The 12,579-nt window shown below is 62.2% G+C and carries 12 protein-coding genes; 11 read left to right on the forward strand and 1 reads right to left on the reverse strand.

Annotation, left to right across the window (positions count from 1 at the left end; all coding sequences use genetic code 11):
* Nucleotides 1-359 precede the first annotated feature (359 nt).
* The 8 genes from NO366_RS02475 to NO366_RS02510 all read left to right on the forward strand — a co-directional run bounded on the left by NO366_RS02475 (nucleotide 360) and on the right by NO366_RS02510 (nucleotide 5,915).
* Nucleotides 360-488 carry a hypothetical protein gene (locus NO366_RS02475; protein WP_256532731.1) on the forward strand — a complete coding sequence of 43 codons (129 nt, stop codon included), beginning with the start codon at nucleotides 360-362 and terminating at the stop codon, nucleotides 486-488.
* 109 nt (nucleotides 489-597) lie between these two features.
* Nucleotides 598-1,068: a PD-(D/E)XK family putative nuclease gene (locus NO366_RS02480; protein WP_256532732.1), complete on the forward strand. Its 471-nt coding sequence runs from the start codon at nucleotides 598-600 to the stop codon at nucleotides 1,066-1,068.
* Nucleotides 1,058-1,945 (forward strand): DUF6884 domain-containing protein, encoded by an 888-nt coding sequence (locus tag NO366_RS02485; RefSeq protein WP_256532733.1) that lies wholly within the window; start codon nucleotides 1,058-1,060, stop codon nucleotides 1,943-1,945. The genes NO366_RS02480 and NO366_RS02485 overlap by 11 nt, the downstream gene beginning before the upstream one ends.
* Nucleotides 1,935-2,516 carry an RsmD family RNA methyltransferase gene (locus NO366_RS02490; RefSeq protein ID WP_256532735.1) on the forward strand — a complete coding sequence of 194 codons (582 nt, stop codon included), beginning with the start codon at nucleotides 1,935-1,937 and terminating at the stop codon, nucleotides 2,514-2,516. Before NO366_RS02485 ends, NO366_RS02490 begins: the two co-directional genes overlap by 11 nt.
* Complete coding sequence (locus tag NO366_RS02495) at nucleotides 2,513-2,704, forward strand: hypothetical protein (RefSeq protein ID WP_256532736.1); 192 nt, start codon at nucleotides 2,513-2,515, stop codon at nucleotides 2,702-2,704. Before NO366_RS02490 ends, NO366_RS02495 begins: the two co-directional genes overlap by 4 nt.
* The gene (locus NO366_RS02500; protein ID WP_256532737.1) at nucleotides 2,701-3,234 is read left to right on the forward strand and encodes a DUF488 family protein, N3 subclade; all 534 of its coding nucleotides are present in this window, start codon (nucleotides 2,701-2,703) and stop codon (nucleotides 3,232-3,234) included. The genes NO366_RS02495 and NO366_RS02500 overlap by 4 nt, the downstream gene beginning before the upstream one ends.
* A gap of 197 nt (nucleotides 3,235-3,431) precedes the next feature.
* Nucleotides 3,432-5,201: a DUF7845 domain-containing protein gene (locus tag NO366_RS02505; RefSeq protein ID WP_256532738.1), complete on the forward strand. Its 1,770-nt coding sequence runs from the start codon at nucleotides 3,432-3,434 to the stop codon at nucleotides 5,199-5,201.
* A 420-nt stretch (nucleotides 5,202-5,621) separates the two neighbouring features.
* A complete protein-coding gene (locus tag NO366_RS02510) occupies nucleotides 5,622-5,915 on the forward strand; it encodes a DUF3892 domain-containing protein (RefSeq protein ID WP_256532739.1) in 294 nt (97 codons plus the stop codon).
* Nucleotides 5,916-6,019: 104 nt separating this feature from the next.
* On the opposite strand, the gene NO366_RS02515 is transcribed toward NO366_RS02510, so the two are convergent.
* Entirely contained in the window at nucleotides 6,020-6,226 is a 207-nt protein-coding gene (locus tag NO366_RS02515) for a hypothetical protein (RefSeq protein ID WP_256532740.1), read from the reverse strand.
* A gap of 88 nt (nucleotides 6,227-6,314) precedes the next feature.
* Between NO366_RS02515 and NO366_RS02520 the strand changes: the two genes are divergently transcribed.
* The 3 genes from NO366_RS02520 (at nucleotide 6,315) to NO366_RS02530 (ending at nucleotide 12,301) form a co-directional block, all read left to right on the forward strand.
* Nucleotides 6,315-6,596, forward strand: a complete 282-nt coding sequence (locus NO366_RS02520; protein ID WP_256532741.1) for a DUF7692 domain-containing protein — start codon at nucleotides 6,315-6,317, stop codon at nucleotides 6,594-6,596.
* A gap of 153 nt (nucleotides 6,597-6,749) precedes the next feature.
* Entirely contained in the window at nucleotides 6,750-9,446 is a 2,697-nt protein-coding gene (locus NO366_RS02525) for a PD-(D/E)XK nuclease family protein (RefSeq protein ID WP_256532742.1), read from the forward strand.
* On the forward strand, nucleotides 9,443-12,301 hold the full coding sequence (locus NO366_RS02530) for a UvrD-helicase domain-containing protein (protein ID WP_256532743.1): 2,859 nt from the start codon (nucleotides 9,443-9,445) through the stop codon (nucleotides 12,299-12,301). The genes NO366_RS02525 and NO366_RS02530 overlap by 4 nt, the downstream gene beginning before the upstream one ends.
* Nucleotides 12,302-12,579 lie beyond the last annotated feature (278 nt).

Consider the following 12,579-nt stretch of genomic DNA (forward strand, 5'->3'; position numbering starts at 1 on the left):
GCTTACCCACATAACGCCCCGTTTTCCTGATTCGAAAATCGCCGGTTCGAAAGTGGAGCCCAGGTGGCGACCACCCGCGGGTCGCCGCCGTCTTGCGATTTCTATAGCCGTAAATTGGTGGTTAGTATGAGCTCGAAAGATATCGATATCGGGCTCGAGACGCTCCGAAAGCGCGCTTCGAGTAATCCGAAGCCCGTGAAGGAGCGGGAGTTTTGCTGCTCGGAGTGCGGCGCGCGCTGTACGCGACTTCTCGATGGTCAATCGGAGGCCGGTCACGCGCGCACCTGCTCTCGTCGACTCGAACGCACGGGTTCGTACCGGGTTCGTCCGACGAACCCGGACAAGGTGGAGGTACCACGATGACGGGGTTCGTCCTCGCGTCGTCGCTCTACGACGTCGAGACACGGACGTCGGTCCCACATCCCGCGTCCGAAGAGTCCCCTGAAGATCGTGACCAGGTCGATGGACCAGGAGGTGACCTGGCATGAGTCGCGTCGTCGAACGGAAGTGTCCCCGTTGCGATGAACCCGTCTCCGCAACCCGGCCACTCTGCCCCGAGTGCTCTCGCGAGCTCAACCGCGTTCGAGGTGAGTTGCTGTGAGCGTCGCCGACAACGCCGACTGGGGCCGAACGGTCGAGACGGCCGCGTGCGAACGCTGGCCGCTCGAACACGTCGCGGGCGACGACAGAGAGCCCGACTGGTTCGACGCGCGTTTCGTCGCCCCGCTCGAAACCGAGTTGGCGTCGGGGCCGATCATCGAGGCTGGAACGCCGGTCGAGGTGAAGTCCTGCCGGACGCGCTACCGCGGGCGATACGGCCGCTGGTGGATTCGACGCGAGAGTCACGAACGGCTCCTCGAGGCGGGCGGTGAGTACGTCCTGGCGATCTACGATACCGGGGGCATCAAGCGGATGTCGCTACTGAGCGCGGAGACGGTCGACTGTCTCATTTCCTCGTGGTGGGAGACGGGCGACGGTGGGAGGGACGCCGACGAGTACCGCCAGGTACCGTGGACCGCCGTCTTCGAGGACCTCGTCGGGCCTGGAGGTGAGCTTTGTGTCGAGTGACGGCGCCGGTCACGTTCGTGTCGAGATCCACAAATTCGGCCGTCTTGACGAAGTGATCGAGATTCCGCCCGAAAAGATCGGTCTTTACGGCCTCCTCCGTCACGTCCTGGCCGATGCTCGCGTCCCGAAGTCGATGCCGGCCCGCCTCGCACTCACCTGTGACGATCTCGTCGGGGTCCAAGAACTGGTCGGGTCGCCGGATCGAGGACTGATCGACACCGACGGCTGCGCGTACGGGCTCGGATATGCGCTGGAAGCCAAGCGAGCGATCCAGGCCTACCGCGATCGACCGCCCGTCACGCTCGTTGCCGTGGGGTGTTCGAAACGCAAGTATCCTTCGGACGACCCGATCCCAGCAGCGGACCGGTATCAGGGTGGCTACTGGACCAACAAGCGCGAGTACTACGAGACGATCGGCGACGACGGACGGATCATCTCGGCCAAACACGGGGTACTGAAGCCGTCGGATCCGATCGGGTACTACGAGACGCACATCGAAGATCTCGACGACGTCCCAGTCGATCACAACGGGCGGCTTCCGTCCGGCGACGATGTGACGACGCTCGTAGATCTGTGGGCGCTGGACGTCCACACCTCTCTCGCGACGTGGATCGACGACGTGGCCGGCGGTGTCGATCCGCATGACGTCGAGCTGCAGGTACTGCTCGGGAAACAGTATCACGAGCGGCTACGCGATCGCGACGTATTCGACGGTCTTCGGACACGAGGCGACCTGACGGTCTCGTTCCCGTTTCGCGACGCGATCGATTACAGCGACGGGGGCGGCATCGGGAAGCAGCGAGGCTGGATGGCGAGCGAGATCGAGGCCGCGAGTGCGCCCGTCGCTACGGACGGAGGTGATCAATGTGCCGAGTGAGGCGATCGAACGGCCGGAGCCAGTCACGAAGCTCGTCTCGAACGGCGGTCGCGATCCTGATGGGTCAGCGCGGATGATTGGTCGATGGACGTTCCAGTACACGCCTGCTCGTCGTCTCGTCGAGAAGAACCTGACCGGACGGGTTCTGAACGCCTGCGCCGGGAAAACGAAGCTGCGCCACGACGGAGAAATCGTCAGGAATGACCTGAACCCGGATCTCGACGCGGATACGCACCTCGACGTCGCTACGATCGCGGATCATTTCGATCCCCAGTCGTTCGACACGGTGGTTTTCGACCCGCCGTTTGATCAGAAACAGGCAGAGGAGAAGTACGACGGCCTGCACGCAAGCGACGTCTACAGCGCGCTAGAGCAATTCAATGAACTCGTCCGGCCTGACGGGGCCGTCATCGTATTTGGCTGGAATTCGTGGGGGATGCGCTCCTTCCATGCGTTTGAGCGGGAAGAGACGGTTCTGCTCCAGCGCGGTCCGATTCATCGGGACGTGATCGTCACGGTTGATCGGCGAACGAGTTCGACGTTGGCGACCAACGGAGGGGATCCACGGTGACGCGTTGCTACGAGTGTTCCGAGGTCGTGGACCCGCGACTTGCGGCGGTCTACGTCCGGCCGGACGAGGCCGTCGGGCTAACGCTGTGTTTCAACTGCCAAACGCTGTACCCGCGCGACCGGCAGTACACGCCGCGCCGTCTGCCGCGGTTGTCGTGTGCGCCGATCGAGGACGGTGAGCTGCCGTGAGCGTCCGGACGACCTATTTCGGCGGACTCAGTCAGTTCGAACCCGACGACGATGCCGAGGTGATCGGCGTCGTGCGGCGTCCGAAGCCGTTTCTCGACCGACTCATCGACAGGAACGTTCCTGCACTCGGTCCGCCGGCGAATCTGCTCCACGCGTACAAGACGGTCGAAGCCTCCGCCGAGGATGATGGTGCACCATTTCCGAGCCACGTGGCCTGGCAAACCGTCGACTTCGAACGGCGGTATCTGAGCTACGTTCGATCGTATCCGGGTCCGTGTACTCTGGTCGAGGAACTGCGGGCTGTCGCGACCGAGCGAGACCTCTGGCTCGTCTGCTGGGAGAAGGACTGCCGGTGGTGTCACCGGCGACTGCTCGCGAAGGAGATCGTTGCCGAGCTCGAGGACGTCGAGATCGTCCACCATCCGGATCCGACGACGATCAATCCCTGCAACGCGGACCGGACGACGGAGGAAGAGAGGGAGTCACCACGTAACGCGGTGCTCTCGGCGTTCCCTTCGACGGAGGCGTAGCCGTGACCGATTTGACGGCCTTCGGGGTCACGGAGCCGCAGGAACCAGTCGCGACGGATGACGAGAGTGACGACGAGCCGGGCGTTCGGTGGCCGGAATGTGTGGGTTGTGGGTGCCAGGATCGCGACGTACGCGAACGGTTGGGCCAGTCGGTAGCGCTCTGTCCGAACTGTTTCCGAGACAGGGAGGGGCTGTAGATGGCGGTCCAGCAGTTCCTCCGATTCCAGTGCCACGAGTTCGACGCGCACTTTCACATGGTGCGCGACGGCCTGAAACCGTACTACGCGCTGACGAAGACGCGGAAGGAGCACGACTGGCAGACCGGCGGGAAGCCGACGGCGACGTTCGACGTCGACGGCGAGACCTGGCACGCCTGTCTCGACTACGACGATCAGCCGATTGTTCCGTGGGACGACCCCAGCTACCGACTGAATACGGCCTACCTTTATCGGATCTATATCGTTTGCGAGGACGAGACGTACGACGACGAGCGCGCGGATCGATCGAAGCGGGTGAAGGGCGGGACGATTACCTACCGGCCGCGGTGGCCTGGCATGAAGAAGCGCGACGACGAGACTGGCGAGGTCAGCGAGGTGAACGGCTACATGGACCTGGGACTGCCGTATCTCGACGCGCAGATCCAGGCGTCGAACGTCGACTTCGATCGCTACCCGGACCTACTGGCCGAGGCGTCGGCGGCGTTCGGACTCCCTCGGCGGTACTTCCACGAGTTCCACGAGACGAGCACCATCGTCGACGCCGCGGTCTACGTTCGTGTCTGCCGGGATGATAGCGGACCGATCTACGCACCCGACGGGCCGCTCGCGCGGATTCACAGTCTTCTCGAGGGCGATCGGTCGGGGTATCGGAAACACGTCGAGGACAATCGCGACCGACCGGGTGACTACGTCGCGACGATCGTCGACGACGAGCGAGCACGAAAGCTCATCCGCGGTCACCGTATTGGGAAGGAGGTCAAGCACTACTATCTGAAAGACCCGGAGACGTACGAGTCGGACGAGTTCGGGCATCATCCGAAGCTCGAGGTCGGGTACCAGACGAGCGTGACCGAGGAAACGGTGTACTGGGACCGCGAGGACGGTCTCGATCGGAACGACCTCCGGCGTGAGCTGGAGGAGACACTCGCGAACGTCCTGGAGTGGGCCGGGTTCGACGTCACCGGCGGTGGTCGGTACTTCGGTGATGCGTACTTCGACCCGGACGATCGCGAGCGACGGTCACTGAAACTCGTCGACTGTCCGCTTCCGAAGATCGAGAGCGAGCAGGAGGCCGCCGTGATGTGCCTGTGGGGCGACATGAAGCCGTCGGACGAGGCCCTGACAAAGTTCCTGTTAAGCGACGGCGGCGAGGTCTCGCCGGCCGACGCGGCCGACGGCACCGGCTACTGTTACGACACGATCCTCCGAGCGGTCGATCGCCTGGAGGGATTCGTCCGGCACACCTACGGCCAGCTGGAGATCGAGAGCGATTACGCGGCCGAGGCGATGATCAAGCGGGTACGGTCCGCCGGCGAGCAGTTCTCTCGCGAGATCGGGAGCGCGGCGATGCAAGTTGCCGAGGACGCCCAGGGTGTCGCGAGCGATGCGCTCGACACGTGGCGGACACGATACGACGCCGGGATCGAGTGTGATCGCGACGATTGTCGCCTGTTGCTGAAGCCGCGCCTGACCGCGACCGACCGAGAGCACGCTCGCGAGATTGCCCGCGAGGCATACACGGCGGTCTGCGAGCGGTTCTCGTCACATCACGGCGTCCACATTCGCGTCGAACTCTCGGACGGCTCGATGATCCGGTGGCGGAATCTGATGGAGGCGTTCACCAACGCACCGGATCACGATGCGATTCTCGAACACCGCCGGTCGGAACGACACGCGGAGATGGATGAACGGATCGAGCGCAGCCAGCTCGAAGCCCTCCGACTGAAGGGACGTCGCGCGACCCGATAGCGCGGCCCCTGTGAGTGGCAACACTATTCTGACCCCCTCGTTTCGCGTACATTTCCGTGAAATTCTCTACTTCGTGGGCGTTGGGCCGGGTCGGTCGGCCCGGTCACCGGCACGATCGTCGTCGAGCCGACGACGAACTTCGACCCTGCGGGTCGACTTTCGTGTTAGAACGTGTGGCTAAGGCCAAGGTCCCAAACTAACCGCCCCGCCTCCGCTCAGCGGAAGCGTAGGGGACTGGATCGCTCCGCGACCCTACCATTCCCGTAGGGGCGCGCGAAAATTTCGAAACTCCGCCTCCTCTCAGCCCCGCCAGAGTCTCAAAGGCTGTGGCTCATCCCTATGCTGGTCGGTGGAGAGGAGAACTTTTCACTTTCATTCCGGTCTCGGAATCGTTTTCAGTCCACCGTGTGATTATCAGGCATGGCAACGTATGTTGTCCAGTGTGTGAATATTGATGAAAATTCCACACACGACGACTGCCGGTGTATAGAAGCCATTGGCTTCCCTGGTGAAAACACAGATATCGTAACAAGAACCCCTGCGCAGGTCTACGATATGGTGGAAGTCGACGGCGATACAGTGATCGTGAAGTATCAGGGACAGGAGACAGAGGTACACGGAGCAACGACATCAAGCGGGAAGAAGTACGTCAGGACAGAGCCGAACGACACGAAAGCGGATAACCTTCTAAAACAGGACTCCTGCCCGGTCTAACTCTTCGGTCGTTACGGGAGATGTATCACTCCGCGATTCGATACCGAGTGTAGGATCGGCCGCCCCACCGAGGGCAGTCAGTCCACCGACTTCAGAGAGGCCGGTTAGGCGATTGCGGACGGTTCGACGACTAGGGGATTCGACCCGAACTCGTCAGCAAGAATTTCCTCCACGTCGTCGACTGTCCACCAGTCGAGCGATCCCTTGGGGTCGCACGTCGAGAGAATCCGTTTCCCGAATATGAACACGAGCGGGAGGCGTCCGTGTTCATATCGCGCCGATTGAACTGCGATCGAGACCGCGATCCGCACTGATCACGGTCATGAGCTTTAGACTACTTAAACGAAACCCGATCCAGTGACCGCAAAAATCTAGGATTTGCGGCTCGTGTTCACGAGTATGGGACGGACTACGATCCCGGCGAGCGTACGAATCCGCACCGACGATGGCAACGAGTGGCGGTTTCGGTCGATCGAGAGGGCTTCCGAATTCTACGACTGTAATCGAAGCGATGCGGTCGCATACGCCTGTGAGGACCTCGTTTCGCAGGTTGCAGCCGCCCGGAGGGTCCTCGAACGTGAGGATTTGACTACCACTCAGCGCGAGGAGATCGCCGAGACGCTATCGACGAGGGCGGTTTCATTCGAAGTCACGACGGGAACTGAAATCCAGAAGGGCTAGGGGCTGATGGGGACGGGTATTCTCGAGAGACGCTATGGTGACGTTCGGTAAGACGGTACGTGAAGTAGGAGGGTCTCAGCTACCAGTATCTACAGAGATGCTGGTAGTCTCGACGGCGGGTATGTTTATCTACGGGGAATATGACACTAGGGTGTGTCTCTTTCGCGAACGAAACCCATCGAAACACTCTACGACGAGGTGGCCGAGTACGACCTCGTCATCGTTCCCGACGCGCCGCTCGCGAGCGCGCTCAACCGTCGTCTCGAACGGCCCCACTTCGGCCCCTTCGCGATCACGCCCCGCCGGCTTGCGGCTCGCCGCCGAGAGACCGCCGAGGATCGCCTCGCGTTCCTCGAGGTGATCGACCGGACTGACCTGGGATGGAAGGAAGCAGCAGCTGCCATCGGCGACGTACTCCAGTGCTGGGAGCACCAGGGCGAGATCGACGCCGTCCGTACGTACGAGGGGTTCGACACGCCGGCTATTCGCACGGTGATCGAGGCGATGGAACCACTCGAGACGACGTCACAAAAGCTGACGACCTACCACGTCGATCTGACGGAGTACCCGTCGGTCGCCGTCGTAGGCAGGGACCAGTTGACGCCGCTCGAACGATCGATCCTGCCGTCGTCGTACGACGACGTCGAGCGATTCACGGACGAGCCGTTCGACCTGCCGCCGTTCCGACTCTTCGATTCGCCCTCGGCGATCGTCGACGCCCTCCTCGAGACGATTACCGAGGAGACGGCAGCGGACGTCGGGATCGTTCTCGATGCCGGAAGCGAGTACTCGGCGCTACTAGAATCGGCGCTCGAAGCCGAAGGGATTCCATTCTACGGCGGGCCCGGGTTCACTGAGGACCGGGACATTCGGTGCCTTCTCGACCTACTGCGGGCGGTGTTTGCGGGCTCGGATCGCACGGTGGGCGACATTCGGCCGATTCTCACCCACATCGGTGCGACGGTCGACGTCGAACACGAGGAGAAGCGACTGTCTGGGGTCGACGATCCGGCTATCGAGTCTATTCGTGAGTATTGCAGTTCGTGCCGGGAGGGAACGGTTGCGGAGGCGATGGCTACGTACGAGGGGTGGATCGATCGAGATCTCGATCGTTTCGAGGACGAGCTGGATCACCTCGGTATTCTCGACGAGCCACTCACCGAATCGGTCGTCGATCGCCTGCGTTTCTACCTCCAGACGTACGAAGTTCCGATCGACCGGGAAAACGAAGGCGTCCTCCTCGCGGACGCAACGTCGGCCGGCTTCGTCGACCGACCCGTCGTTTTCTGCCTGGGCCTCGGCAAGGGCTGGACACACTCGGCGCCCCAGAGACCGTGGGTCGACCGAGACGAGGAGTTCGCGCGAAACGTTCGCGACTTCCAGTCGCTCATGCAGAGCGGCGTGGAGCAGCACTACCTCGTCGTCGACGAGGCTGGCGGGTCGCCAGTAGCGCCGACCCTGTACTTCGAGGATCTGCTCGATGAAGCGTTCGAACAGTTCAGTGACTTCGACTCGGTCGCACACACCTGGACGGTTCGAACGAGTGGCCACGGGTTCGACCGGGAGCCTGTAGCGGCCGATATCGAACCGAATACCGTCGAGACGATTAGCCAGTCGAGTCTCAACTCGTTCGCCAACTCCCCCAGGGACTACCTCTTCGGGCGCTTAGTTGACGGTCCGGACAAGGACTACTTCGCGGAGGGAAACCTCTTCCACGATTTCGCGGAGTTCTACGCGACACACCCCGGCGTCGTCGCGGACGACGATGGTGGGACGCTTGATCCGGACGTCGTCGACCAGCTCGTCGATGTAATGCTCGAGGAGACGCGGTCGTTCCACCGACCCGTGGATCTGGAGATCCAACGGACGAAGTACAGAGCCGGTCTGGTCACGATCGCACAATTCCTCGACGAGCGCGGCCCCGATACCGTCGACGACGAATTCGACTTCCTCACTCCTGCCAGCGGTTGGGGGACGAACTTCTTCGCGGAGTACTTCGGCCGACCCGTCGACTCGCCGCTCACCGAACGGTGGTTCGAGGACGACGACATCGGTCTCAAGGGGAAAATCGACCTCGTTCTGGGACCGAATCGACTGCTCGACTTCAAGAGCGGCTCGAAGAAGAGTGCGTCCGAGGTAACCAAGAACTCCGCCCTCGATCAACCTGGTGATCCACCGAATTACCAGGCCCTACTCTACCTGACCTACTACCGTCGATTACGTCCTGGAGAGCGCCTCCAGTTCACGTTCTTCCACTTCCTCGAAGGCTTGGACGACGTGGTCGCCGGAGATCCCGACCTGGACGATTGCCTGACGACGGTCGAGTATCGCCCGATCGCCTACGACGAACACGTGACGATGCCAGAGGTCTTCGACGGGCTGTGCGAAGACGCCTCGAACGCCTGCAACAAGACGTTCTCGAAGGTCGACCACGAGGCGCTCTTGTCCGTTCTCGATACGCATCCGATCCCGAAGACGCGCGACGGGAACGAACTGGCCGAGTCGCCGTTCGGCGAAGCGCTGACCGAACACATGATCGACGCCGTCGGGGACTACAAGTACGTTCGCAAAGGCTGCGTCCAGGCGTGTCGGTACCTGGCTGGGCTTCGGAAACGAAACTACTTCGCGGACGACCTCGACGCGTTCGAGCGGTTCGTCGAGGAACGGATCGAGGAGCTGAACGCGTACCGACGCGGCGAGGAGCGGTTCCCGGTCCACGGACTCGGCGGCGAACCGAACGACCGATACGTCGATCACCGGGATCTCCTGCTCGAGGACGAAGCGGCCGCGTCCGGGGAGGCCAGTACCACGAACGGCGAGCCGGCGACTGACGGAGGTGCGGACCGATGACGTCGCCGAACCCCCGACAGCGCGAGTTGATCGAGAGCACGGACGGGTGCTACCTCGTCGACGCCGGACCCGGGACCGGAAAGACGTTCACCATCACCCGGCGGTACGCCGAGATCGTCGAACAGGACGATGTCGAACCAGACGACATCCTGCTAAATACGTTTACGCGGAACGCCGCGACGGAGATGCGCGACCGGATCGTCGCCCACTCCGAGTACGGCGCACGCGAACTCCGCGATGCCCCGATCGGAACCTTCCACTCGCTCTGTAACGACATCCTCCGCGAACACGGCTTCGACGCGCCCTCGCACCTCGGCCTCGACGAGGCGATCACACGGTCGACCAGTGTGCTCGAAGACGAAACGATCGAGGGCAAATACTTCCGGGAGTTCGTCGGCAAGTTCACGGACGATCACCCCGAGCACCACGATCTCCTTCGGGCGATCTCGGATCCTGACGACATCCTGGACGTGATCAAGAACCTCGCAGCGAACGGCGTCTTCCCGACGATGGAAGGCTGGTATCGTGACGCCGAGGAGCAGCTCTACGGCGACGCCGACGCCTTCGAGGCCGTCTTCGAGGAACTGAACCGCCCCCGGAACGGCGGGAGCAAACAGTCCGAGCTACGAGAATCGCTCACCGACTACGACTCCGATGCGTGCTATCTGCCCGACGCTCCGTCCAGAGCGGAGATTCGCGGCGAATCGGGATCGAAGGCGATTCCAGGGCACGTCCGGACCCGTGTCTTCGAGGAGGATCGCGAGGGCCTGCTCGCGTTCGTCCACGACGTCTACGTCGAGTACCTGGCGTTCGCCCTCTCGCGAAACTACCTCAATTTCTCGTTCCTCCAGCTGTTCGCGTTCGTCCACCTGTGCGAGAACGAGGCGCTACGCGACCGACTCACGTTCGAGTACGTGATGATCGACGAGTTCCAGGACACGAGCGAGATCCAGTTCAAACTCGCACTCTTACTCGCCGGGACTGAGAACGTCTGCGTCGTCGGCGACTGGAAGCAGAGCATCTACTCGTTCCAGTACGCCGACGTCGAGAACATTACCCAGTTCCAAGACCGACTCCATCGGTTCGTCGAGGACCTGAATTCCGACAGGTCCCGGATCGATGCGTCGTTCGACGAGGTGAACGAGATCGAACTGGACCGAAACTATCGATCCACGCAGGCGATCGTCAATCGATCCGAGGACGCGCTGGTCGTCCCCGGGACCGGGAGTGAGGAGGTCGACGCCGAAGCCGTGCTCGAGGACGTCGTGTCGCTCGAGGCCGAGACGGACGCGGATCACTCACACATCGAAGCGATCCAGCACGAGAACGAGCACGAAGCGGTCCTCACGAAGATCGGCGAGATCGTTGGGAACGAGGAGTACGCGGTTCGGGACGATAGAGACGGTGGAGGGAGTGATGGGCTCCGGCCACCCAGGTATGGCGATATCGCGATCTTGACCCGTACGCGAGACTTCGGTCGGGAGCTGTTAGCGACCGCCGAGGAACACGGATTTCCGATGGCCTACGAGGGCGGCGTCGAACTCTTCCGGACCGACCCGGCCAAACTCCTGCTGGCGTGGCTGCGGATCCTCGAGGGTGGGACCGACGAGGATCGCGGCTGGGCGGTCGTCCTCGAACGAGCCGGCTACACGCTCGACGAGATGAAGCACGTGCTTTCGACTGGGTCCTATCCGTCCGGGATGGTCGCGTTCCGCGACGAACTCGACGGCCTCGAGACGGTGAGCGCCGTCGCCCACCGAGTCTTCGATCGGTACGGGTACGACGGTCCGACGGCCGAGGTTCTCAGCACGACGATCCAGTCGGTGTACGACGCGACGACGATGACCCGCGGCGACCTGATCCGCTTTATCGAGCGCGAGGTCGAATCCGGTGCAACCCACGAGGTGACCGCTGCCGCAGGGTCGAACGCGGTTCGGGTGCAGACGATCCACGCGGCGAAGGGACTCGAGTATCCGATCGTGATCTTGGCGAATATGAACGCGAACAAATTCCCGTCGACGGGCGGGAGTGACGGTCGGATCGTCTACGACGAGCGATTCGGCCTTCGACAGCGAACGTGCTACGGAGAGGCCCACGACCAGCCGCACGTCTACGACAACTGGTATTGGGACGTCCTCAAGTGCTGTCGTCCGACGGAGTACGACGAGGAACGCCGGCTGCTGTACGTCGCGATGACGCGAGCTGAGGACCACCTGGTATTCACGGCGGGCGAGGAGCCGAATACCTTCCTCGAAGAGCTGCCGGTAGCGGTGGAGACGTACGAGCCTGCAGTGGAACGGCCAGCCGTTGGTGAGACCGTCCAGACCCGGTTCGACGTCGGGATCCCGGAACCGGCGGGGCCGCGAGGCTACTCGCCACACTCGCTGATGAACGACGAGGTCTTCGAGGCGGTCGACGAGGGTCGGGGTGCCGAGTACGGGTCACGAGTGCACAATTTCGCCGAACGGTACGCGCTGGGCGAGGACGTCGAACCGCGGAGCGACGAGGAAGACGAGCATCATGTGGCAGAGCTGCTCGACTCGTTCGAGGGCGAGTTACGGGTCGAGGAGGATGCGTACATGCCACTCGAGGTCGACGGCGAGCAGGTAACCATACGCGGGGTGGTTGATCTCGTCCACGTGGCCGAGGACGCTGTTGAGATCGTCGACTACAAAACCGTTCTGGGACGGCACGCCGAGGACGAGTACCGGACGCAACTGAGCGTCTACTGGCACGTGTTGAACGAGGTGTATCCGGATCGGGCGGTGACGGCGAGTCTGTTCTACACGGCCGAAGGTGAGTTGGTGGAGATGGAGCCGCTATCGAAGGACGTGATCGGCTCGTTGATGGAATAAGCGATTCCGAGAGCCAACGAATCCGACGCTTGCCTCCCTCGTTTCTGGATTGCTGTCCGCTCACTCGATGGGTAGCTCATCGTATGCATCTTCAATCGCGAGGTCACACTCCAGCTGTGGCTCCAGTGTCGTACTTCGACAGTCGAGTTTCAGCCGCTCGCGTTGCCAATCGAGTCCGTCCTTTCCGCGCCAGACGCCATGAAACCCGTAACAAAGAACGGGGGACTTTCTTCCCATCCCGAAATAGCGGAGGGACCTGTCTGACTTTTTTAGCCAAA

Source organism: Halovivax cerinus (assembly GCF_024498195.1).
Classification (GTDB): Archaea; Halobacteriota; Halobacteria; order Halobacteriales; family Natrialbaceae; genus Halovivax; species Halovivax cerinus.

What these genes read in the sequence shown, in the direction of transcription:
- NO366_RS02475 (WP_256532731.1), top strand. Translation starts at nt 360, where the DNA reads ATGACGGGGTTCGTCCTCGCGTCGTCGCTCTACGACGTCGAGACACGG.
- NO366_RS02505 (WP_256532738.1), top strand. Translation starts at nt 3,432, where the DNA reads ATGGCGGTCCAGCAGTTCCTCCGATTCCAGTGCCACGAGTTCGACGCG.
- NO366_RS02520 (WP_256532741.1), top strand. Translation starts at nt 6,315, where the DNA reads ATGGGACGGACTACGATCCCGGCGAGCGTACGAATCCGCACCGACGAT.
- NO366_RS02530 (WP_256532743.1), top strand. Translation starts at nt 9,443, where the DNA reads ATGACGTCGCCGAACCCCCGACAGCGCGAGTTGATCGAGAGCACGGAC.
- NO366_RS02510 (WP_256532739.1), top strand. Translation starts at nt 5,622, where the DNA reads ATGGCAACGTATGTTGTCCAGTGTGTGAATATTGATGAAAATTCCACA.